This window comes from Shewanella aestuarii, from assembly GCF_014647215.1.
Taxonomy (GTDB): Bacteria; Pseudomonadota; Gammaproteobacteria; order Enterobacterales; family Shewanellaceae; genus Shewanella; species Shewanella aestuarii.
The window spans coordinates 511,681-536,238 of record NZ_BMOT01000001.1 but is presented as its reverse complement, the minus strand read 5'-3'; the positions used below and the strand labels follow the sequence as shown (position 1 = coordinate 536,238).

Genomic DNA, 24,558 nt, shown 5'->3' with positions numbered 1-24,558 from the left:
ACATTAAGCTGATTGCTGATGTATTTGGTAAATCTGCGCTTCCAGGTCACTAATGGCTTGTTCGTATTCTTGCTTGCCGCCAAAGCCTTTTTTAACAATTTCACTCAAATTACCGTACTCGGTAAAGGGCGCGACTTTAAGCACTTGCATGTTTTCGATTTCTTGCACGCCAACATCGGCATATTTTACCAGTAAATTTTTCAGTACTGCTTGTGCAGTATCGGAATATTTAGTGAAGTAATTGCGCTTTTGCACGTTATTTACCCGTTCTGCACGAGTGAGTGGCGGCTGGTCGTAAACCACATGGCAAATCATGTCGAAGGGATCCATGTCTTTGCCGACTTCATCTTCTAAAGCCGACCAAATAATGCCCTCTAGCGCGAGCTCATCGATAATGGCTTGTTTACGATCGGACTCGTTCCAACGCTTTACGAACTCGTCGAGTGAGCTGAATTGTTTGGCCATGGTTTTGCGGGTGTAATCTTTAAATGATTCGGTGACTAACTTGCCGTCACTGTCGTAATACTGCACTCGCTCAGCCACTTTGCTGACGGTGACGCCAGACACGCGATACTTGTTTATTTTACGGGTCTCGCCATCATCCCATTCATTATCAAAGCTGCCATCACCTTGAGGTTCATTGATAGTGTCAGTTTGATTGCTATCTTCATCATCATCTGGATGTTCGCCTTGAATATCGGCCCCATCAGCCCCAGCAAATTCATCATCAGACGCATCAATATCGATGTTCTCATCTTCGATATCTTCGGGGGTAACTTTGATGATTTTTTCTGGTGTACCGTCAAAGCGTTCATCGGCAAACAGTTCAGTGGCTTTTTTAAAATCTAAAATGGTAAACCAGAGTTTGCCGTATCTGTCATCGATGCGGGTTCCACGGCCAATAATTTGTTTAAACTTGGTCATCGACTGAATGTTTTGATCCAGTACCACTAGCTTACAGGTTTTGGCGTCTACGCCTGTGGACATTAACTCGGATGTGGTGGCGATTACCGGATAAGCTTTCTTAGGATTGATGAAATTATCAAGCTGGGCTTTACCCAGTTCATCATCACCGGTGATTTTCATGACGTACTTTTCGTTTTTAGCCATCTGCTCAGGATTGAGATTAGCTAGTGCACGGCGCATACGGTCTGCGTGGTCAATATCGTTACAAAACACAATGGTTTTGGCCATAGGATCGGTACGTTTAAGATAGTTAGTGATGGTTTCGGCAACAAGCTGAGTGCGTTCATCTATCACCATAGTGCGGTCGAAATCTTTCTGGTTGTAGATCCGGTCTTCAATCACTTCGCCATTGTTATCTATTTGGCCTTTTGTGGGTCGCCAGCCTTGTAAATCAACATCGATATCGACACGCACCACTTTATAGGGGGCTAAAAAGCCATCTTCAATGCCTTCTTTAAGGGAATAGGTATAAACCGGCTCACCAAAATAATCCGTGTTAGAGACTTCATCAGTTTCTTTAGGCGTTGCCGTAAGGCCAACCTGGGCAGCGCTTTTAAAATACTCAAGAATTTCTCGCCAGGCACTGTCTTCTGAGGCACTGCCACGATGACACTCGTCGATAATGATTAGGTCGAAAAAGTCTGGGTCGACTTGTTTAAAGGCTTTTTGGCTTGCTTCTGGACCGGTTAATGCTTGATAAAGCGCTAAATGAATTTCATATGCAGGATCAACCGTACGCCCAGTAATTTTGGTCATTGAGGGGCCAAAGGGCTGAAAATCATTAATGCGAGTTTGATCAACCAGGATATTACGGTCGGCTAAAAACAAGATGCGTTTTTTAGCGCGGGACTTCCATAAACGCCATATGATTTGAAATGCGGTGTAGGTTTTACCGGTACCGGTCGCCATAACAAGTAAGACTCGGTCTTTGCCAGATGAAATGGCTTCGATGGTTTTATTGATGGCTTGAAGTTGATAATAGCGCGGATGCTTACCCGTGCCATCATCATGATATTCTTGATTGATAATCGGTAGCTGAGCCTCGGTGTAGCCTTTCCAAATACAATATTTAGTCCAAAGCTCTTGTGGTGACGGGAAGTCTTCTAGCCGGATTTCAGTTTCAAGGTGATGAGTATCAGCAGTCTCTGGATTGTTTGTCACAGCATGGGTTTTATCATGAAAGATAAAACCATCACCGTTAGAGGCAAAGATAAAAGGTACATCGAGCAGACGAGCATAATCAAGCGCCTGTTGCATGCCCTTACCCACTTCATGCTTATTGGCTTTCGCCTCAATCACAGCAAGTGGCATGCTGGGTTTGTGATACAGCACAATATCAGCAGACTTAACCGTTTTCCGCACGCCCATTTGGCCGCGCACTATCACTTTACCGTCGCGTAACTTCACTTCCTGGCGAATTTGCGACATATCATTCCAGCCCGCTTGTTTAATGGCTGGCATGATGAATTTGCTAATGATATCGGTTTCGGAAAGCTTGGCTTTATTGATGCTCATATGAAATCTAGGTCCTTCTAGCATAACAACAAATTGCAATTGAGATTAGTTTGCCACAAAATAGCTCAAACACCAATGATTACATGCAGATACAAAGACTTAAATCTAATAAAAAGGTTCAGGCACTAACAACACTGAGAGAGCACCTGAATTTATGACCATTGAGATAAACTTGGGATTAGAAGCGGTATCCTGTGCAAAATAACGAGCTAAAGCTAAGATAAAATCATCGGATTCAAACAGGTGAGGTGGAAAATCATCAATAAATGTTGAATGCCAAAAGCAGTCTTCTCGACTGACAGTCGGTACGCCTTGTTGTTTTTTAGCAGGCTTTCTATACAGATAAACTTCTAGGACTTGCTGGTATGCAAATTCTTCATTTTGAGAGGCTTTGAATTGCGAAAAAAGCTTTTCAAAGTAATTCTGTTTGCGGTCTAACATCAAGGAATCCATTCACAATATTATTAGGTAAAAATATCAAATAATTGCCTTATTCATTAGGCATATCTGAAAAGAGGCAAATTAAGTCAATTCCTTAGTTACTTTTGCATCGCACTAAAGCTATGTTAACACTAGAAATTAAGAGCTCGGACTCATTTACTTTATGTTTATAAATACATATACTTCTAAAAAATAAAAAAGACAAATTTTCCCTTTATATCAGAGTATTACATTTATAACTGTTATGCGTTTAAAGTCTAAAAGTTTGAGAATTTAACGATTCTGAATGAGACAAATTTTTCTAAGTCTTTGATTTACCGTATACGCTAAAGTCATTTCATATGAGAAGCCACATGTAATTAGCACTTTAACGCTGGATCCCTTTGTTGGGATTTGGTTTGAACAATTCTGCCATTTGATGGCTGAAAACTGACATTATTTGCATATGCTAATAACGCGACGCTACGTGCGCGGTTTCTAGGTTATCCCTAGAAAGATTAATAGAATTCACTAAGCGAACTTTCAAGATGTACGCAAAAGTCATTTCATATGAAAAACCACATGTGACCTTTGTCACTCAATTTCAGCCTTAATGCATCCGCGATGTGTTATCAATAACGTTATGGTACTGACACCTTGTTGTTAGCGGCTCAAGGCATTCAAGATTCCCATGCCAGCGTGAAATTCCCAATTTAAATGGCAAAAAATATGACCTTATGTCTGTTGCCATTTGTATCTAGTATGTTAAGTCTCTGCATTTATGGGATAATGACTTAACTATCTACTAAGTGGCTTCAATTAACATTACTTTTGCGCCACCGAGTTAAGGACAACTTATGCAGCTTCGCTTCATCATTACCTTAGGGTTAATTTCTCTATTACCATTAAGTCTGCATTGCGACGCTAAAAAATCACTATTACAAAGTAATGCTTTCCCTTTAAATACTACAGAAGCATCCAATGCCATAAATTCACGGATTAACCTAATAAAGATGGCTACCACAAAGGCTATCGATCAATCATTATTGCCATTTAGTGGTAGTGTGATCTTGTTAGATAATGGTGATCCTGTATTGGCATTGCAAAAAGGCGATGAGATTATTGCTGAACCGAGTTTTGTAATAGCATCACTCTCCAAACAGATCACTGCTACGTTGATTTTACAAGCGGTTGATGCGGGCAAACTAAATTTAAACCGCTCACTGAATAATTATCTTTTTGCTGATGTAATTTCGAATACAAGTCATCTTGATCTGGAGACTAAAGCAGGCCCTATTTCCCCTATTCCCAATCGGTATGATGACAACATTTCCATACATCATCTATTGAGTCACACTTCAGGCGTAGCTGAGTTAGGCAAACCGAATCGATTTGAACCTGGAAGCCAATTTGAATATTCAAACTTTGGTTATGCTTTGTTAGGTGAGTTGCTCGAAAAGGTTAATCAACAATCATTTTCTAGTCAGATTGCACAATTTGCTCAGGTTAATCACCTCAGTGCACTTTATGCTGAAGTTGGCAGTATTGATGCAATTCGTGTGCGATTACCTACACTTGCTATAGGGTTAAATGAATCAGATACATTAATTCCGTCTAATATCGTCATTGATGAGTCATTACTTCCTGCTGGCGGCTTGATTGCATCAGCAAAGGCTTTTGCATCATTTCAGCACAGATTACACAATGGAGATTTTATCAGCCCAGAAAGCTATCAACTTATGACTCACTCTCATACAAGTATTAAATTTTTATGGCCTGATATGAGCTACGGTTATGGACTGAGAATTAATCGACAAGATGGCATTACAGAGTATAGCCATACGGGCTACTTACCAGGCTACATGTCAATGTCACTTCACTATCCTGAGTTTAATTTAGATCTGGTTATGTTAGAAAACATATCTTTGAATCTTAACGACCTCAGTCGCGTCTTTCAACTCCATAACCAAATACGCCAAATCATTCGTGAACAGTTACTTGTTAGCAAATAGTAAGCTCTTTTTTAGCATCTAAGCTTTGCGTTATTGAATACAAATTAGTCGTATAGGGCTAGATTGTGTTTATGCCAGCTGTATTGGTAAAGTGATAAATTGTACATCCATCATCACTATGTATCAAAGCTTGTGCCTTTAGCATTTAATGGCAGGAATTGACTGCCATTGGGTTGTGTATTGCGGGGTGAGCAGTTCTCGGCGCATGGCCCATTTCTGTTCAATACCTTGAGCCGCTAAAAACAAGGTGTCTGTACCATAACGTTGATTGATACCATCTAGCGCATGCATTAAGGCTGGATTAGCCTTAGGTGGATGAAATAAATCCAGTTGTACGTGTTTTTGGCTGGTTAAATTAATTAACCCTACGCCTATTTTGTAATAACGTACACCTAGCCTAAATAGTTTAGGCGCCGCTTCTGCCATCGCCTTGGTTAACTCTGCAGTACAATGAGTCGGGCAAGCAAAATAAACCAACACTTTAACGCTAACGGGATGCTCATCATAGGGAGAATTATTAGCAAATAGCATCATGGTTTTACAATGTGAACCCTGCTGACGTGCTTTTGCCGCAGCAATAGCAACATGTTTACTTAAGGCTTGCAGTAATGAGTCATAATCAACAATACGTTCACCGACACTGCGGGTTGAAAAGATTTGCTGCTTATCTGCCCTCGCCTCATCCCATACTTTACATGCTTGGCCATTTAACTCACGCACAGTGCGTTCAATTTCAATGCTGAATTGCTTACGGGCTAATCCACTTGGCATGTTCGCTAGCTCAAAAGCGGTATTGATATTCATTAGGGCTAATTTTTTACTCATACGTCGACCAATGCCCCATACATCACCGACTTCCATCGACTCTAATATGGATACTCGCTTTTGTTCGTTATCTATAACGCAAACACCTTGGTAACCTGCGAGTTTTTTAGCCGCATGATTGGCAACTTTAGCTAGGGTTAATGTTGCCCCTATACCGACACAAACAGGCAACCTTGCTTCTTTCCAAACGGCTTGGCGGATGAGATGTCCCTGAGTGTGTAAACATGGAATAGCTGGATAAGAGTGCTTAAAGGATAAGAAACTTTCATCAATTGAATATACGTGCTGATCTGGAGCAAAACGGCCAATAATATTCATCATTTTCATGGATAAATCGGCATAGAGTTCATAATTACTAGAGCAAACAATCACGCCCTGTTTGGTGCATAAGTCTTTTACTTGAAAATAAGGTGCAAACTTAGGCACGCCAAGTTCTTTAGCTTGACGGTTTGCTGCAACGATACAACCGTCGTTATTGCTTAATACAATGAGAGGTTTTCCACGCCAATCGGGGCGAAAAACCTGCTCAGCACTGCAGTAAAATGAGTTGGCATCAACTAAGGCAAACATAGCTTGCTACTTAAATTTGTGTTGTTAGCAAAGGGCTTTGACGATGACAACGAATAGAACGGATCACCACCCCCTCTATATTGAATGAGTCATAGGCATTAATCACCTGCGGTTGATGCATTTCATTAGATGAAAGCAACATTCGGCGGTGCTTATCTAGAATTTTACAGACAAACTCACCATTAAAATTAGCCACGATCACATCACCATGACGTGCGGTTTCATGTCGATCTACAATTAATAGATCGCCATAAAAAATACCGCATCCCTGCATTGAATCTCCCTTAGCAATACCGATAAATGTTGCATTAGGATGTTCAACAAGCAGCTCATCTAAGCTTAAAGATAATTGCAAATACTCAGCTGCGGGCGATTCAAAACCGGTAATCCCCGCACTGGCATGGATAGGAATAATACGCATAACCACAACCACTGTTTTTATATACAGTAATTTTAGGGTGTTTTAGTTTTTTTGCAAAGTTTTTCGTTGTATATTGGCATAAAGTATTTAGTGTGTGAGCGAAGCTTTGATCACCGCATAAAAATGGCAACTTAAATTATCGCTGACTCGCATTAAGGTTTTAAGGCGCTTAATGAATAAACTAATGGCATCGGGATGTCATTTTTTATCAGCTGATAACGCGGCGTGGAATGACTGTTATCTTGAGTCAGTTCAGCAAAGCAGTTGTAAGGGCTATAATCGAACTCATTGAAATGTTTTAGTTGTAATCCCGCAGACAGTAACGCATTAATCACGTCACTAATTGGATGAGTCCAGGTGATAATGGTGTGTTTTTCGCCAGTACAGTTTTCAGTATAAGTACTCTCTTGCTCTACATCTGGCTGCTGACGATGAAAATAAGGGTAGCCTTCAAAAACATCGTGAAATGGATGAAATTCAGCCATGTAAAACGTACCACCAGATCTTAAACTGTTAGCAATCGTTTGAGCCCATAGTGATAGGTTTGGCAGCCAGCAAATTACGCCAAAAGACGTAAACACAATATCAAAATCGGCTTTAGCCGTCTGACCAAATTCACAAACGTCCTGACAAACAAATTTAGCATTTAACTGAGTTTCAGTGGCTAATGCATTGGCTTTATCAATTGCCTTATCGGATAAATCGACACCGGTAACTATCGCTCCTTTTCTTGCAAACGAAAGGCTATCAAGACCAAAGTGACACTGTAAATGCAACAACCTTTTACCATTCACGTCACCCAACTCTGCGGTTTCGATTTCAGTTAACGATGATGTGCCCAGTAAGAAATTGTCAATATCGTAAAACTTGGATGCAACATGAATGTCAGTTCGCGCATTCCAAGACTGCTTATTGACTGTGAGGTAGTCTTTACATAAATCCATTCGACTTTTTCCTATAAAAAAACCGAGCTGTTGCTCGGTTTAATAATGTAAAAATACATGCTTTCTCGTCATCGGTATCGGTGAAATTAATGCTTAATGCAAAAACGTATTATTTAACCGTAATTTCAATATATTGAAGATAACATGATGCGAGTACTCAAGTTTAATCATATTAACGGTTAAGTGTAAACTTACTGACAATATTTGACATAGCACTAGCGTCATTGAGTAATTGATCATTCAGCTCTGATATTTGTTGCGCTGTTTCTCGAGTATGTTGGTATATTTCACTGATTTTAAGTGCATTACGATTTACCTCTTCAGCAACCGCTGACTGCTCATGGGTCGAAGTGGCAATTTGCTCGTTCATGCTATCGATCACACCAACATGTGTAACAATCAAATTAAGTTCTTTGCCAGCATGCACAGCTTCCTCAACACTTTGCTGCGCCTGAGTTCGACCGCGTTCCATTGCTTGAACCGCGAGTGCTGCGCCAGATTTCAGTTTGTCTGTCATGCATTTAATGTCTTCTGTCGACTTTTGCGAACGTTGAGCTAATGTTCTTACTTCATCAGCAACCACGGCAAAACCCCTGCCTTGTTCACCAGCTCTTGCGGCTTCAATTGCTGCATTAAGGGCAAGTAAGTTGGTTTGCTCTGCAATTGAACTGATCACATCTAATAGGGCGACGATATCCTGAACATCCTTATCTAAGGTTTGAATCGCTTCAGCTGCATCACCAATTTCAACCGCTAAGGTTTTAATCGCATTACTGGTTTTGCTGACGTCACTGTTACCCGTTTTAGCTTCGGAATTAGCTTGAGCTGAAGCTTCGGAGGCTTGCACCGCATTGGCGGCAATTTGGGTAACTGTCGCGCTCATTTCTGTCATTGCCGATGCGACTTGTTCCGCTTCTGCTGAACCTTGAGATACATCATTTTGCATAGAGTGAGTAAAGCCATTCATGGTTTCTACAGCATTGACAAGCGTAATGGCATTTTTTCTGACTTGATAAATGATGGTTTCAAACTCATTCATCATGCTGTTAAAAGAAGATGCTAATTGACCGAACTCATCGGAAGTTTGATGCTCAATCCGAGAGGTTAAATCAAAATTAGCGCCCACATGGGTAATAGTTTTTTGCACTTTGCGTAAGCTAACATGCAAATATTTTGAAATACTCATAGTGATCGAGATAACAAAGGACAGTGCAATAATTAACGCGACTAGCGAGGTCAACATATGCTGAGAAGCATTATCAAGCTTCGATTGCGAAGATTGATGCAGCATTTCCGTTAGCTGATTTTCAATATCCTTTAAGCCATTAATTCGTGCCGAAGAGGTTTTGAACCAAGCTTCAGGTGACTGTTGTGAAATTTTGCTTGGTTCTTGTGAAAAAGCAATTTCGCGCATGTCGTCAACATCGGTAAATGCACTTGTATTTAACGCGCGTTGATATAATTGCGCTTCATCTGGCATAGCAGATGCTAGAAAGCGCTCAGCATAAGTGTTTTGTTCAGCCACTAAGGTAATAAATTTGCGATACATGCCCGGTTTAAACCCTGGCTGGCCAAAAGTGGAGCTTAATACTGCCCTTTCTATGCCTGCGCGCTCTTTAGCTTGTAAAAAAGAAGCGAATGATTTTAACCTTAACGCGAGCTCACTGATTTGGGTTTCGGTTGCTGCATCATCCACCATAGATAAAAGTAATGTATTCATTAAGGTGTAATATTTCACTTCTTCAGCCACTGAAATACTGAGTGAATCAACTGAGTCTCTCATCGAATTAAGCTGAGTTAACGCTTGTGAAACTTGATTGAGTTTTGCATTGAAAACCTGTGGCAACTCAACATTGGCAATGAAATTGTTAAATTGCTGCATTTGTTGATTGGTTAATTGGCGTTGTTGGGGCAAATTATCTTTAAACGCATTACCTTGTGAACCGATAAAACCCGCACTCATGCCACGTTCTTTTTGCAGTTCATGTACAAAAGCGCTGTTGGTGACTGCGAGCTCTGTTAACGACATGATAAGCGTTAACTGTTGGCGAGTTTGATATTTATTATGAACAAACATGCCGCCATAAATAATGGATATGAATAAAGGGGGAAGCGCTAGTAATGCAAGCTTTTGAAAAATTGTAAGGTTACCAATCCATTGCCAATTCATATATATCCCTATTTTTAACACGTGTTTATTCTTTTTAATAATAAACTATATCGGACTAAGCGCGAAAAAACTAAAGTGTGACAGCCCAAAATAATCAAATATTTGTGAGTTCTGTCATGTATTTAGGCTAATTTTAAACAGAAGTCGATGATTAACTGCGGCCATTCATCAACATCAGCCATATTCTTTGCTTGATGCAATTCAGAGGAAGGTAGCAATGACGCTAAGGTTTTAGCTGAGGATAACGGATGATTTACATCATTATCCCAAGCAAGGATTAAGCAAGGAATGTGTAATTGCGAAAGCTGCTCATGGGAGGGCAAATCATTTTCTGCTGCAGCTAAGAATATAGACTCAAGACTTGAACGCTTCATACTTTTTAAACCGTCTAACATGCCAAGAACACTGTGTTTATGTGCCTCAATGAGCCAAGGCGGTAGCATTCTATCAATATGATTGGCGTTGATCTTTGCCAGCCCTTTTCCACCAAGAATTTTTGCAGCTTTAGCGACTTTAATATAGTAATCGTGTTGTGAAGCTCTTAATTTCCAGGCCGTGGGAGGATTCATTAAAATGAGTCCTTTGACTTTGTCGGGGTGGTTCAATGCCGTAAATAAACTGCTGGCGCACCCCATTGACTGGCCACCTAATATTACGGTTTGATCTCCCAGTACCGCAGATATTAATTGTTCTATGTTAGTCGCAAGATTAGTCCATAGATAATCAGTTTTGTTATTTGATGATGCAGAAAGACCATGACCACAAGCATCATATCTGAGTAAAGTCAGCTTTTTGGGAAAACGATGCCAGGCATATATCCCTAAAGCGTCCTCGCTTTGCATACAAGCTAATAAACCATGAGACCAAACAAGAGGCGAACCGAATCCAGTGGATCGATAATTAAATTTATTAATATCAAACGACTGTGGCATGAAGGCCTCCTTTACTTAAAATTAGCCGATCATTGTCAGCCTGTTATTATTTCGATGAGGCGAGAAATAAACGCTTCAACGGCATCTTGGTCATCAAACTTAAAAGCTAAACCGTAATGGACTTCTGAAACCCCTTTATTACGGCGTGTTGGGAAACGTGTCATTTGTGCATTATGATGATAATCATATTTTGCATGCACACCATTAAGGGTAGCTAATTCGCCAGAAAAAACCTCAAAAGCGGGTCTAATTATCAATAAAGGCGTTTTAGCTTCTTGATGTAAATAAACCGCTTCTTTTAACTCAGGTAGCATAAATTCGGTGACATTCTTAATATTAAAATTACTTCGACAAAGCATTTTTGTCATAGTTTGAACAACTTGCTCGTGAGTTAAGCTCATAATGATCTCTGATGATTAGTAATGAATTGAGTCTACATCCCTGAAAACAAAAAGCCCCGAACTTTCGTTCAGGGCTTAGTTATTTTTAAATATTGTAATTAACCTTCGATGCCTTTGCTTGCAAGGAACTCATCATAAGTTCCTTTAAAGTCATTAATTCCGTTTGCAGTAATTTCAATAATACGCGTAGCCAAAGAAGACACAAATGCGCGGTCGTGAGATACGAATATTAATGTACCTTCGTAAAGCTCTAATGCATTATTCAGTGACTCAATCGATTCCATGTCCATGTGGTTGGTCGGTTCATCAAGCAATAAAATATTAGGTTTTTGCATGATGAGCTTGCCGAAATACATACGGCCTTTTTCACCACCAGATAATACTTTAACTGACTTTTTAATATCATCAGACCCAAATAACATACGACCTAAAATGCCACGCACTGATTGATCGTCATCATTTTCTTTACGCCACTGACTCATCCATTCAAACAAGGTCATGTCATTGGCAAAATCAGACTCATGATCCTGCGCGTAGTAGCCAATATTTGAGTTTTCAGACCATTGGATTGTCCCTTCATCCTGTGGGATATCGTGTACTAAGGTCCGTAGTAATGTTGTTTTACCTATACCGTTTTCACCCAAAATGGCAATGCGCTCACCGACTTCAACCATAAGGTTTAAGTTACTGAATAATGGCGCATCATAACCTTTAGCAAGGTTTTCAACGACTAAAGCATTACGGAATAATTTCTTTTCTTGCTCGAAGCGAATAAACGGATTGACACGGCTTGAAGCTTTAATCTCATCAAGTTTGATTTTGTCAATTTGCTTAGCACGAGAAGTTGCCTGCTTTGCTTTCGAAGCGTTAGCAGAGAAGCGCGCTACGAAGGTTTGTAATTCAGCTATCTGAGCTTTTTTCTTAGCATTATCAGATTGCAAACGTTCACGCGCTTGCTGCGCCGCCATCATGTATTCATCATAGTTACCAGGATAAACGCGTAAAGCGCCGTAATCTAGATCAGCCATGTGGGTACAAACTGAGTTGAGGAAATAACGGTCATGCGAAATGATGATCATGGTGCTATTACGTTGGTTCAACATGTCTTGTAACCAACGAATGGTATCGATATCCAAGTTGTTGGTTGGTTCATCAAGAAGCAGTAGATCTGGATCAGAAAATAGCGCTTGAGCCAACAATACACGTAATTTGAAACCTGGTGCGATTTCACTCATTAAACCAAAATGCTGATCAGTACCGATACCCACGCCTAAGAGTAAATCTCCCGCACGTGATTCAGCTGTGTAGCCATCCATTTCGGCAAACTCCATTTCGAGCTCAGCCACTTTAATGCCATCTTCCTCACTCATTTCTGGAAGTGAGTAAATACGATCGCGCTCAAGTTTAACTTTCCATAGCTCACGGTGACCCATAATAACCGTATCAACTACCGAGAAAGACTCATAAGCAAATTGATCCTGGTTCAATTTACCCATACGCTCATTAACATCTAATGATACGTTGCCGCTTGATGGCTCTAGATCACCAGCAAGAATTTTCATAAAGGTGGATTTACCACAACCATTTGCGCCAATTAAACCGTAGCGATTACCGCCACCAAATTTAACAGAGATGTTTTCAAACAGTGGCTTTGCGCCAAACTGCATTGTGATATTAGCTGTAGTAATCAAAATGAAATTCCAAATCGGGTTGTCTGCGAATGCCGTACTTTAGCAAGCATAGTTGACAAAATAATGACCTGCACCATGCAAGGCATAGACAAAAAAGTATTAAAACAGAGCAAAAATAAGCGCTGTATTATAGAGATTTTTACAGGGTGTATCAACCAAAAGCCCTGTATTAGCAATAAACAATGCAATTATTATTCAGAGAAATGAATGTATAACGAAATACTGGTGACACATTGGATACAACACTAAAGCAAGTACATTTTGCTTTAGTGTTGCAATAGGTCTGTGTTCTTTGCTGGTTGAATTTTGTTCGAGTTAAAACGTTTTATTGAGGCCGTGGGTTGAACCCTGCCATCTAAGCAACTCTGTATTCACAAAGATGCATTCAACAAATAGTAAGAGTTTCTTGCTGAACCCTTCCCTGTAAAATAACCTTTTAAAGCTCAACAGGCCCAAAAACGCTTACTTTAAATAATCAATGATATAGTCAAACGCCCCAGTGATCGCAGCAACCTGAGCATCATTACATTGCTTAATTGTCACTAAGGGACTGTCTGGGTATACCTCTGTGGTGGTATTGAATTGGTTATTAGTCATTCCAGCACATAATCCCAATTTCTTAGTTGGATAATTGATTACCCCAAACTGTTCTATGGCAACACCAATTAATTCACCGTCATCGTCAGGTGCTATATGGGTAACTTTTTCAACAGATTCAATGATAGCTTTTTGAAATTCAGGGCTTGGGTTATCAGAATCACCGACTAGGTAAAAACCATCTGGAATAATCCCCTTTTCATAGTGTTTACCATCTCGTGCAGATAGTGCTGGACGAAACTCTAGCTCATCAGTGTCTGTAGTCTCGTGCAAGTCAATATGAGCATAAATATCACCCAGAGTGGCGACAAAGGACATTAATGCTGCGGATTCATTGGCTGGGCTATTGGCATAAAATGAACGATTTGGATCTACTGCATAAGGGTTCCAACGATTAATCGTTTCATATCCCCAAGGGCTAACACAGGGCGCGACAACAATATTAAAGAAAGTCTGATAAGAGGCTGCTTTAGTCTTTAAAAATTGGATTGCACCATGCACACCACTGGTTTCGTAACCATGTACTCCGCCGGTAACCAAAATTGTTTTTTTATTGCTATCCCACTGTTTAGATTTGAATGCAAATAGTGGATATTTCACAGGATCAAAATCAAGCGAGCCGTAATTGACCTGCTCAAATACATCATTTAAATCAGATAACTGACTAACCACTTCATCTTGATAACTACGTTTGATTGTCACTTGCGCTAACCACTGCGCCTTGTGTTGTTCATTCCATGGTTGTCCAGGAGTTCCTATTGGAAAATAAACGTCTTGTGTCATAAATACTCGGCCCTTGATGCAATAATTTCTATTTGATGCAATGAATATTAACTGATTGAATATTTGATATCTATTCATCAGGGTTTAAAGCATTCATAAATGCTGTAAACGGCTTATAATTAAGCAGCTTATATAGTTTTTATGACTATTTCATATAGTAAACAACAATTTGCCATTATAACTCTCGATGATACTATTGAGAAAACGGTCACCTTGGTAAGGAACACCTTTTGAGAATAAAGAACCAGAACAAACTACAGCGTTTTGGAGAATTGCAACAAGCCCGTGTGATCGCCTTGTTCTCACTAGTAGGTCTGTCAATAACCTTTTTGATGATGTGTTTTGCGCTGTTAAACAATGACACGCCCCTTGCCTTGTGCTTACTTAGCGCAAGCGCGATTTATGGGTTAGCATTTTATTGGGTTAAAAATAAAGGCAAGGTCAAACTCAGTTCTTATATCATCATTTATTCACTTTATATTTTAATGTTGTACCTTGTTTACACCGGTGGAGTGGCTTCCACTGGCCCCTTATGGATTTTTATTGTTCCACCTGTATCTTTGTATGTTCATGGTTTAAAAAAGGGGCTGCTTAATATTGCCATTTTTGTGTCATTGACTTGTTTAATTATGTTTTTTCCACACTCAGTTTACGCCCAAGACATTTACCCTTTTGAATTTAAATTACGTTTACTTTACTCATTTTTAACCATCAGTTTTTTATCCGCTTTATATGAGTTTTCTCGCAATGAATTGTACAACAATGCCCTAGAATTGAATCAAAAGTTACATAAATTAGCGCATTTTGACGAATTAACTGGATTACATAATCGTCGAGATGCGCAACTTAAATTGAATCAAAATATCGCCGTGTTTAACCCTGAACAGCGATTTTCGATTTTATTATGTGATATCGATTACTTTAAGCTTGTAAACGATAAATATGGCCATGGTGCGGGTGATTTAGTGCTGGTTAAAATATCTGAAGTATTTCAAAGAACAAAAAATCAAACTGATTATGTTTCACGTTGGGGCGGTGAAGAGTTTTTATTTATTTTGCCGCAGACTGATCAGATAGAGGCTTTTGAAGTGGCTGAGCGATTGAGGAGTGCTGTATTTGAACAATCTGTGAGTCTAGATGATGAAGACATTAAGGTCACAATCAGTATTGGGGTTAAAGAGTATCATATGGGACTGTCAGTTGATCAGCTAATTAATGATGCCGATAAAGCGCTTTATGAAGCCAAAAAATTAGGCAGAAATCGATCGATTTCTGCTGCGTAATTTTAGTCACTAAAACGTTATTCTTGATAATATTTGACGCAGTTTCTGCCATCAGATTTAGCCAAATATAATTGTTTATCCGCCCTTGCTAGTAATGTATCGAGATCATCTCCCGTTTTAAACTTAGCCACTCCAATAGATACGGTAATATGACCTAAATTTTGCTTGGTTTCTTTGCCAATAGTGAGCTGCTTGGCACATACCCGTTCACGTAGCTTTTCTGCCACTGTCAATGCGTCAGCTATTTTAGTGTCTGGAAGCATAATAATAAATTCTTCACCGCCGTAACGGGCGACAAAGTCATCACCTTTAACGGCGTTCTTTAGCGCTAAAGCCACATAAGCTAACACTTTATCGCCAATTAGATGGCCGTAGGTATCATTAAAAATTTTAAAATGATCAATATCAATTAATAATAAACAGCAATCAACCTGTGCATCTTGAAAACGTGTAAGTTGCTCTAAGGCAAAAGCTTCATAGGCTCTGCGGTTATTTAAAGATGTTAACTCATCGGTCATAGCGACTTTACTTAAATTATCCATTTCATCTTTAAGATTAAATAGTTCCTCACTAAGTGCTGATAAATCGGTTTTCATTTTTGCATTGGTGGCTATGACTTGGTCGACTTCTGCGACTAAATTAAATACCAACCCACTCAGTTCTTCTGCTGTGGGGTTTTGCTGCAATTGGCTGCCAAACTGGTGTAGGTTTTCACCAAAGGAACTTGTCCCTTCGGTTACCTCTTCAATTTTGTTAAATAAGCTTTTTATTAGAATTTGAGTTTCAATTTGAACATTTTCAATGATTTCAGGGCTACGCTCTTCAATAAAACGATTATAAAGTCCGGCATTTACACTAGGGGTAAACACAACTTGATTGGCAATCAGTCCATCGATGGCGCGTTTTAAATTTAAGTTTGTTTCAGCAAAGTAATCATACCAGATGGCATAGTTTTCTGGGGTAATAGGAATATCAAGATCTGTCATTTTAGGCACGGCCAATCTTAATATGTCAGCAGTTTGTTCTATGTTTTGGTTATGTTGCATCATCAAGGACTACCTAAGAATATCTATTGTCATGTTAAATCTTGTCACTATGTTATGTCATACTTGTTACAGGAAAACAAATGTTTACCTGTTATATGTTAGTGCTAATTTGCGTATTTATCGCAAAATAATAAACAAAATCAAGTTGAGAAGTTTTTTTAGAATTTTTAACCCTATTCAATAAAAATTACGTTTACACTTATCGTTACAGAATTACATCATTTAAAAGTCTTTAAAAATTAAGGCTTTCAACAGAGGTTTTTATGATTAAAACATCCCGTTTAATGGCTGCTTTTATCGGTTTTGGTTTTGCAGTCTCAGGAAGTGCAATGGCAACAAGTCCTATCAAACAGAATGAACTGAATACTCCATCAATTCAAACAGGGGTATTTACTGCTAGTCAACCAAGTACTTCGCAACAAATAAAAATGTTCCCTGTTGCTGAAACTGGTATGCAACAACACGTGATTACGCTTAAGAAATTAGCGAATGAAGACGATTTTCTAATCGAGATTCAAATCGGCCAAAATAAACTGGTTGATTGTAATCGACATAAATTGATGGGTGATTTGCAAAAAATCACTCTTGAAGGATGGGGATATGATTATTATAAAGTCGATAAGATCATGTCTGGACCAAGCACTATGATGATGTGCACCGAACCTAAAACAACTCAATTTGTTATGTTAGGGGAAAGTATCAAGGTTAAGTACGACAGTCGTTTACCCAAAATATATTATTTACCGGAAAATACTGAATTGCGATATAGAGTTTGGCGCGCGGAATCCCCATTCAATTTTAGCAAATAATATGTGTTTTTTCTTACGCTCGGTTGCACGCCGAGCTTAAGTTTATCGCTAAACTAATATCTTCTGATCCGCACCACTTGCATGGTTTCAACTTTAAAGCCTGCAATAACCTCTTCTTTTGGATAATAGGTTAAATTGACTTTTTGTCCGGTTAGATTTTTATATTTTTTATTACGGCGATACTTAAAAGGTACATCATAACCTTTAACCATTAATGTTTGTAAAAACCATTCACCTTGCTCTCGCTGGGTGTGCGATTCAACTGTAACCCCATCACTGTGGATTAGATTGGAATGTTTTTTTAATAATTCATCACTGTCAGTTATCATTTATCCTCCAAAGTGTTTATTGCATTTGCGATATCTTGATAACGCCATTCATTTAACGCCCCGTGCCCAGCTAAATTATTAACTTTCAACCGAGCAAATATCGGCACACTCATACCCGCTAAAAACTTAATAATTGTAGTATGGGTTAAAGTAATATTTTTACTGGCAACGTGTTGTTTTAATTCATCTATGTATTGTCTAAGTTTAGCATCATCAATAACTTGTTTAATCTGAGTTATGGGTAATTTTGCTGTTCGACCATCGCAAACACTACAATGATGGCAATGAATAGGAGCATTTTTATCATCAAAATAACGGGCTAGGTTATTTGATAAACAAGACTCTAGCTCAAAAAAACGAACTAATTGGGCAATACGTTGTATTTCTTTAACTTCTTTGTCTTTAAAGTACCGCTGCATTTGTTCAGCAATTGCATGCTCAACAAGATTGACCATATTAACATGAAATACCTGAGTCATTTTTTTTGTTTCTAAAATAATCAGATCTTGCTCTGCTAAATATTCCAACGCGGCAACAATCTTAGCGCGAGGTTCTTGAGTCGCTTGATGTAAGCCATCAAAATCTAACTGTCCCCAGACTTTTTTAAACTGAGTATGTTGGAAAATTTGTTGTAAAAAGGCAGCTCTAGAACGATTAAAACGGCTAAGTAACTCTGATTTTTCGACTAAAAGTTGATACTTAAAATCGGCAAAATAGGCAAAGCTAGGTTCAAGGATGTTGTGCAGTTCCAGTTGTACTAATAAGGTTTTTAACGGCAAAGATTTGATATTACAAGCTTTTGAAAGTGCGAGTTCTTGCATCTCCCATTTTCCAGTTTGATCCGTTTCATGCCTAATAATGTTAAGTAAGGTTTGAATATCCTGCAAATCAGGTGTATCGGCATAAACGAAGTTTTCAATGGTGTTTAAACCGTCTAAATTCGCTAACGTAATACAGGTTGATGGCTGGCCGTCCCTGCCTGCTCGCCCAATCTCTTGGCTATAGTTCTCAATTGACTTAGGTATGTCATAATGAATAACAAAGCGAATGTCAGATTTATCAATACCCATCCCAAATGCAATGGTCGCAACAATTACTTGCACTTGATTGGACATAAATTGCTGTTGAATCATTTGTCTTGATTCTGTGTCCATTCCGGCATGGTAAGCACTGGCATTTATGCCCGCAGCTTTAAGGTGATCAGCAACATGCACTGCTGTTTGTTGAAGCGTTACATACACAATGCCACAGCCAGTTAAATGGCTAATATTGTTAACTAAAACATCATTTTTATTGGCTTGTTCCACTGGCTCGATTTGCAAATTCAGATTGCTACGATAAAAACCCGTTTGCACCACATGCTGCGGCTCAATATTAAATCGAGCACACATGTCCAATTTCACCTTTTTGGTTGCTGTAGCGGTAAGCAATAATACTTGCGGAATGGAAAAAGTACGACAAATCTGAGGTATTTTTAAATAGTCAGGCCTAAAATTATGCCCCCACTCAGAAATACAATGCGCTTCGTCAACCACAAGCTGAGAAACCGTAATTTGCGAAAGAAATTGTCTGAAACGCTCATTTTTAAAACGTTCAACAGACACCATCAGAATTTTACATTGGCCCTGTTTGACCAATTGCATCACAGTTTGAATTTGCTGTGGGGTCATGCTGGAGTCTATGCTTTCGGCTTGAATACCTTTGGACTTTAAAAATATTAGTTGATCTTGGATCAGTGCTAATAATGGAGAAATTACCAAGGTGACATGAGGTAAGTTGATTGCGCTAAGTTGATAACACAGCGACTTACCAGAACCGGTTGGAAATATCGCTAACGATGAATGACCGTCAATGACCTGTTGAATAGTGGCTAACTGCCCTTCCCTAAATGATTCAAAACCGAAGTGATGCAGTAATTGGAGTGATAATCTTGAATGCTCTTGGCGGTCGCTCATCGATTTTTCCTAGTCTTTTATACTACTGAGATGAAGGAAGTTTCCTCGCAATATATTTGTTAATAAGTTCAGTTAATTTGTCTTGAAAAAACTCTTCAAGTTGACTGAGTTCAGCATCACAGGCTTGTACGTATTTGATGGCTTTGTCTTTGGTTAACATTTTTCCCGCAAGGCTATATTGGGTTTCATCTAGATTTTTATCGAACCTTGGTGTTAGCTGCCATTGACAAATCTCGGCATTAAGTGATTGCAAAGCTTTTTGGGCTATATGACAAAATACTTCAATATGATCGATACCATCAGGTCCTAAACATCCTGGTTCTAATCGATATAGGATCACCAGCTTGTTACTAACACGATTTAGATCTCCATTGGTATAATCATTACTCATGGGTACATATCCTTGAATCATTGAATTTATGAGCAAACTTTATCTTAATGCTTCTGAAGATTAATCGCGAATTAATTAGCCAAATATAGTATTTATTTAGCTGCCTGAAGTGCATTTATAAACTGACTTTTAAATTGTTCAATGGGTGTGAGTGTTTCTTTGGCCCGTCGATTTCGGCCCAACAATGAAGATTCCACAAACAAATCAAACCATTTTTGTAATGCGATACCATTGAGAGGCTCACCGGCTGCCTCAATGGCTAATGCGGCAACTTCAGCAGTACCTAATTGAAATTCATGACTGCCTTTACGTAACGCATACGTGGCTAACATTTCAGGGGCGAAAGACAATACAGGCATCATCTGTAAATAAGGGCTTTTACGGTACATTTTGATAGCTTCACGCCAGCTGCCGTCTAACATCACCAACAAAGGACGTTTATTGTTTAATTGACTCTGGGAAACTTGATTCATAATCGTTTGCCCATTTTCGATATATTGTTCTGGAAAAATCAAATATGGTTGGTAAATATCACTTTCTAGCAAGGCTAGCATTTCCACTGCAGGCTCGGTTCTATTCCACAAAAATGCATGTGTGTCAGGAATTAAATCTGCAATTAATCGACCCGAGTTGGTGGGTTTTAATACTTCGTTATCATACATTATCAGCATAAAACTGAGTGATGAGTTCAGTGATTGACGTAGATGACAGGTGCAAAATTGAATGCCAAGTAAGCAAAAATCACAGCGAATCAGTTTTTTACCTCTGGCGCCGAAAGGTTTCGTTGAGAGTGATTTTCGATATTGATATAACTGGTGGACGGCGTGCAGTGGTGCTATTGACTTGTCAGTCATAACCTTGGCTCATGTAATGAAAAATCATCACCTTTAACAGTGATGATTTAAGAAAAATTATTAAGTCATTATAAAATACGTTTAAGTAAAAAGTCTGCTTTTAATCGCCGTATACGATTCATGATTTTTTGAACCGGTTGTGGATATGTTCGCAATGAATCTAATTGGCTGTAATGAAATAGCCGTTCAGTGTGTTGCAAAATATGCTCTTGTTCTTCAATAAACGACTGTTTCCAACTGCCCGACTCATCATGTAACAATAAGCCATTTTCAAGGTCAAGTGCCCAAGCTCTTGGGTTTAAATTTGAACCAGTTATCAAATGTTTTTTGTTATCACAGCTAATTCCTTTCAAGTGGTAGGAATTATGCTCATGTTTCCATAAATGAATATTGAGTAACCCCGACTCTATTGCCCATTGCTGACGTTTGGAAAATTTGCGTAATGATTGCTCGTACATATATGGTAATGCACCAATAGTAGAGAAATCTTTCTCGGGTGGAATATAGAAATCATTGGCCGTTTTATCGCCGACCACAATATCGACTTTAACCCCCTCTTTAAGCTTCTTAGTGATGACTTTTGATAAAGCCGCAGGGGGATTGAAGTAAGGAGTGCAAATAAAAAGATGTTTTGTTGCACTATCAACTAACTCAATAACAGTCTGGTTTAATAGATTATCTTTTTTTCCTAAGCCGATTAACGGTGTAACTCGATTGCCAGTTCGCGTTGAGGCAAACTCATATTTGGCTTGAGCTAAACGACTTTTAAAGCTGCGAATATCATTTTTTTCGCCAACAACTTCAGTTTCTGCAGGTTGGGTTAACGCCGCAACAGCCGGGTCATTGATGATAAACTCTTGGATCATGGTGCGCATACTTCTAGCAAGTTCCGCACTTTTGATCAAATGATAGCGATCAAAACGATATTTATTGCCCTGTTGCATATAGATATTATTAATACTCGCTCCGCTGTAAATCAAAGTATCATCTATGATAAACCCTTTTAAATGAAGGACTCCCATAAACTCACGTGACTTGACTGGTACCCCTAAAATATCAATAGGATATTTAGCCTCAGCGATGGCTTTGCGATACAATATATAATTACCACTGTCGCCCTTTTGACCAATTAAACCACGGCGAGCACGATGATAGTCAACAAGGACTTTGACATCTAATTCAGGATTGCACGCTTTAGCATCAAGCAATGCTTGCAGCACTTCTCTACCCGCTTCGTCATCTTCAAGATACAACGCCGCGATATAAATAGATTTTTTGGCTGAAGCAATCTGGGTCATTAACGTTTTTTTGAAATTTTCAGGTGTTAACAACCAACTTAGTGCATCGGGTGATAGTGAAATTCCACCTAGCTTATCCAGCAAGGCATCCTCCTTAAAAATGTTTACCATTGCGATAGTAACTTTCACGTTTCAAGGCGTGAAACATAACAGCGATATCATTTAATGAATCGTCCGCTGTTACAAGGATATCGCGAATAGCGCATTCGACAGCATCTTGAATTGGCTTCTCACGGGGAAACCAAAATATCTCAATCAAAACGAATTTCAAAAAAGGCTTAGTACCTGTGAATTGTTTTGATTCTAGTAACTCTAACGTATAACTATTTTTTGTGTTACCGCAGATAATTGATAACTGTTCAAATAGTGAGTCGCTGATGTTCTCGGCAATGCACGGCGTAATTCCGCGTATTGTTATATGAGGCATGTTGCTAACTCTAATGATGAATAAATTGGCATAGAAAGTACCGATTTAACATCTAATGAGCAAGAAATTTCTCATCAAACACCCTAATCAAGCTCGCCTATAGCTTAATTTATAGGCATTGGTGTCGTTGATTGAGTAAAATCGCATTTAATGTTTATTTGATGCTAAGCATTTCAAAAAGTAACAATATGGCGTAATTTATCAATTATACAGTTCAAACTTAGTATCAATATGTGTTCAGCTAAAATTAACCGTTTAATATTACTTTATTTGTTATTACCAACCATTACTTATTCGGTAACCACTGCTCATTCTGAACAAATATCAGCAATATTCCCTTCAGACGATCAGCAGCATGTTACGGCTTTAATGGACTTTATCACCCCTAACCAGTCTTTAGTTGCCCTTAGCATTTGGGATTTGAAAGATAATAGGAGCGTGTTTCAACAAAACGCCAATGCCCTAATGAACCCTGCGAGTATTCAAAAATTACTCACCGCATTGGTTAGTGCTAAACAACTTGGTCAATCTTTCAAATACCAAACCAATTTGTATAGCCAACAGCCTTTAACTCTTGTAAATGGCGTTTTGGATGATAATGTTTTTGTCGAATTTTCTGGTGATCCCACCTTAAAACAAGCAAACTTGATTAATTTAATAAAAAGCTTAGCAAAGGCTGGAGTAAAGCATATTAATGGCGACATTCATTTAATCGGCCATCATCAAGAACAGCTGCAAGCACCTGGTTGGGTGTGGGATGATTTAGGCATTTGTTATGCTGCGCCTTTGTCGAGTTTTATTATTGATAAAAATTGTGTTTTTGCTCGTCTCAGTGCTAATGGTGTTAATAACATAGCAACATTAAAAGTGATGGGAAAAAGACCTATCTATGTTGAAAGTGAAGCTGTGTACGCACAACCCCATAAAAGAGATGTCCCATGTGATCTGCAGTTGTCACGTAAAGACAGTAACCACTTCACCCTCAAAGGCTGTTATTCGGGCGCAAAATCGCTTCCTTTGGCGATTGCGGTCAGTGAGCCACAAGGATATGCAATTAATGTGGTTAAAGGCATTTTTAAAAAGCTTAACATTAGCTTTAACGGTCAAATCATTGTTGAATCACAACCTCGTAACTCAAGCGAATTAGCCATAATTGCACGCCATTTATCAGCGCCGCTGACTGATTTAATTGATGAAATGCTACTCAAATCAGATAATTTAATGGCTGAAGCTTTACTGCGAACCAGTGCAGAAAAATACGTTAATCATCCATTAAATTTTAACCAAACCACCAAAGCGTTTGTTGCAATGTTACAAGAACTGGGTGTTGATTTAACGATCGCTAATATAGCGGATGGCTCAGGTTTGTCCCGCTATAATTTATTATCTGCTGAGCACGTAATGTCGGTATTAAAGGTAATAGCATCCGATCCTAGTTATCAATTTTTAATCAACAGTTTTCCTGTTGCAGGTAAAAGCGGCACATTAAAATACAAACGTTATTTTAACAAACCACCATTAAAGCATAAAGTTATGGCGAAAACAGGCAGTATGCTGGGCGTGGCAAACTTGGCGGGACAGTTTGTTGCTTCAAATGGTAAAACGTATTTATTTGTATTGATTGAAAATGGTTTAAGTCCACAAATTAAGCGTAAGCAAAAAGCGCCTTTTTCGGCTGTCTTACTACAAGGATTAATGGATATTCCATTGGTTAGACAACCACAAATAATAACTCAGCCTTTATCTGAGTAGTCTTTAGCCTTTCTGGGCGGAGTATATTTTAGCTATAAGTGACTAATATTATTAGTTAAGCTGTTAAATTAACTACGCGTCCAAGATTTTTGCAATTGAAAACTTTATCAATAAAAAAGCACCTTAACGGTGCTTTTTTATTACTCATTTCAATCGAGTAAAAATAA

At 38.8% G+C, this 24,558-nt stretch carries 21 protein-coding genes; 4 read left to right on the top strand and 17 right to left on the bottom strand.

All coding sequences use genetic code 11. The features are described 5' to 3' along the window. Positions 1–3: 3 nt before the first annotated feature. Complete coding sequence (gene hsdR / locus IEY03_RS02360) at positions 4–2,481, bottom strand: EcoAI/FtnUII family type I restriction enzme subunit R (protein ID WP_188839723.1); 2,478 nt, start codon at positions 2,479–2,481, stop codon at positions 4–6. 105 nt (positions 2,482–2,586) lie between these two features. After that, positions 2,587–2,922: a hypothetical protein gene (locus tag IEY03_RS02355; protein ID WP_188839722.1), complete on the bottom strand. Its 336-nt coding sequence runs from the start codon at positions 2,920–2,922 to the stop codon at positions 2,587–2,589. Positions 2,923–3,758: 836 nt separating this feature from the next. Here IEY03_RS02355 and IEY03_RS02350 point away from each other — a divergent pair. Beyond that, the gene (locus IEY03_RS02350) at positions 3,759–4,913 is read left to right on the top strand and encodes a serine hydrolase domain-containing protein (protein WP_188839721.1); all 1,155 of its coding nucleotides are present in this window, start codon (positions 3,759–3,761) and stop codon (positions 4,911–4,913) included. Between the two features lie 138 nt (positions 4,914–5,051). Here the strand turns inward: IEY03_RS02350 and IEY03_RS02345 are convergent, their stop codons facing one another. The 8 genes from IEY03_RS02345 to IEY03_RS02310 all read right to left on the bottom strand — a co-directional run bounded on the left by IEY03_RS02345 (position 5,052) and on the right by IEY03_RS02310 (position 14,247). Then, complete coding sequence (locus tag IEY03_RS02345) at positions 5,052–6,308, bottom strand: Y-family DNA polymerase (RefSeq protein WP_188839720.1); 1,257 nt, start codon at positions 6,306–6,308, stop codon at positions 5,052–5,054. 10 nt (positions 6,309–6,318) lie between these two features. Next, positions 6,319–6,729 (bottom strand): LexA family protein, encoded by a 411-nt coding sequence (locus IEY03_RS02340; RefSeq protein ID WP_188839719.1) that lies wholly within the window; start codon positions 6,727–6,729, stop codon positions 6,319–6,321. Positions 6,730–6,881: 152 nt separating this feature from the next. Further along, positions 6,882–7,673: a class I SAM-dependent methyltransferase gene (locus IEY03_RS02335; protein ID WP_188839718.1), complete on the bottom strand. Its 792-nt coding sequence runs from the start codon at positions 7,671–7,673 to the stop codon at positions 6,882–6,884. Between the two features lie 172 nt (positions 7,674–7,845). Next, complete coding sequence (locus IEY03_RS02330) at positions 7,846–9,843, bottom strand: methyl-accepting chemotaxis protein (protein WP_188839717.1); 1,998 nt, start codon at positions 9,841–9,843, stop codon at positions 7,846–7,848. Positions 9,844–9,965: 122 nt separating this feature from the next. Next, entirely contained in the window at positions 9,966–10,775 is an 810-nt protein-coding gene (locus tag IEY03_RS02325; RefSeq protein ID WP_188839716.1) for an alpha/beta fold hydrolase, read from the bottom strand. Positions 10,776–10,810: 35 nt separating this feature from the next. After that, entirely contained in the window at positions 10,811–11,176 is a 366-nt protein-coding gene (locus IEY03_RS02320) for a hypothetical protein (protein WP_188839715.1), read from the bottom strand. A 98-nt stretch (positions 11,177–11,274) separates the two neighbouring features. Beyond that, positions 11,275–12,867, bottom strand: a complete 1,593-nt coding sequence (locus tag IEY03_RS02315) for an ABC-F family ATPase (RefSeq protein ID WP_188839714.1) — start codon at positions 12,865–12,867, stop codon at positions 11,275–11,277. A gap of 462 nt (positions 12,868–13,329) precedes the next feature. Then, positions 13,330–14,247, bottom strand: coding sequence for a M14 family metallopeptidase (locus tag IEY03_RS02310; protein ID WP_188839713.1), 918 nt, complete (start codon positions 14,245–14,247; stop codon positions 13,330–13,332). A 230-nt stretch (positions 14,248–14,477) separates the two neighbouring features. Here IEY03_RS02310 and IEY03_RS02305 point away from each other — a divergent pair, with 230 nt between their 5' ends. Then, on the top strand, positions 14,478–15,530 hold the full coding sequence (locus IEY03_RS02305; RefSeq protein WP_188839712.1) for a GGDEF domain-containing protein: 1,053 nt from the start codon (positions 14,478–14,480) through the stop codon (positions 15,528–15,530). Positions 15,531–15,547: 17 nt separating this feature from the next. Here IEY03_RS02305 and IEY03_RS02300 read toward each other — a convergent pair whose 3' ends face one another. Then, entirely contained in the window at positions 15,548–16,576 is a 1,029-nt protein-coding gene (locus tag IEY03_RS02300; protein WP_188840024.1) for a GGDEF domain-containing protein, read from the bottom strand. Positions 16,577–16,839: 263 nt separating this feature from the next. Between IEY03_RS02300 and eco the strand changes: the two genes are divergently transcribed. Continuing rightward, a complete protein-coding gene (gene eco / locus IEY03_RS02295) occupies positions 16,840–17,385 on the top strand; it encodes a serine protease inhibitor ecotin (protein ID WP_188839711.1) in 546 nt (181 codons plus the stop codon). Positions 17,386–17,438: 53 nt separating this feature from the next. Here the strand turns inward: eco and IEY03_RS02290 are convergent, their stop codons facing one another. From IEY03_RS02290 to IEY03_RS02265, 6 genes are all read right to left on the bottom strand, one after another. Continuing rightward, positions 17,439–17,714, bottom strand: coding sequence for a hypothetical protein (locus tag IEY03_RS02290; RefSeq protein ID WP_188839710.1), 276 nt, complete (start codon positions 17,712–17,714; stop codon positions 17,439–17,441). Next, positions 17,711–19,669, bottom strand: coding sequence for a RecQ family ATP-dependent DNA helicase (locus IEY03_RS02285; protein WP_188839709.1), 1,959 nt, complete (start codon positions 19,667–19,669; stop codon positions 17,711–17,713). Before IEY03_RS02285 ends, IEY03_RS02290 begins: the two co-directional genes overlap by 4 nt. 22 nt (positions 19,670–19,691) lie before the next feature. After that, on the bottom strand, positions 19,692–20,060 hold the full coding sequence (locus IEY03_RS02280; RefSeq protein ID WP_188839708.1) for a hypothetical protein: 369 nt from the start codon (positions 20,058–20,060) through the stop codon (positions 19,692–19,694). A gap of 92 nt (positions 20,061–20,152) precedes the next feature. Continuing rightward, positions 20,153–20,914 carry a tRNA-uridine aminocarboxypropyltransferase gene (locus tag IEY03_RS02275; protein ID WP_188839707.1) on the bottom strand — a complete coding sequence of 254 codons (762 nt, stop codon included), beginning with the start codon at positions 20,912–20,914 and terminating at the stop codon, positions 20,153–20,155. A gap of 68 nt (positions 20,915–20,982) precedes the next feature. Then, positions 20,983–22,296: a CDP-diacylglycerol--serine O-phosphatidyltransferase gene (gene pssA, locus IEY03_RS02270; protein WP_229778172.1), complete on the bottom strand. Its 1,314-nt coding sequence runs from the start codon at positions 22,294–22,296 to the stop codon at positions 20,983–20,985. Between the two features lie 10 nt (positions 22,297–22,306). Beyond that, positions 22,307–22,639, bottom strand: a complete 333-nt coding sequence (locus tag IEY03_RS02265; protein ID WP_188839705.1) for a DUF1904 family protein — start codon at positions 22,637–22,639, stop codon at positions 22,307–22,309. Positions 22,640–22,870: 231 nt separating this feature from the next. Here IEY03_RS02265 and dacB point away from each other — a divergent pair, with 231 nt between their 5' ends. Then, positions 22,871–24,391, top strand: a complete 1,521-nt coding sequence (dacB, locus tag IEY03_RS02260; RefSeq protein WP_188839704.1) for a D-alanyl-D-alanine carboxypeptidase/D-alanyl-D-alanine endopeptidase — start codon at positions 22,871–22,873, stop codon at positions 24,389–24,391. Positions 24,392–24,558 lie beyond the last annotated feature (167 nt).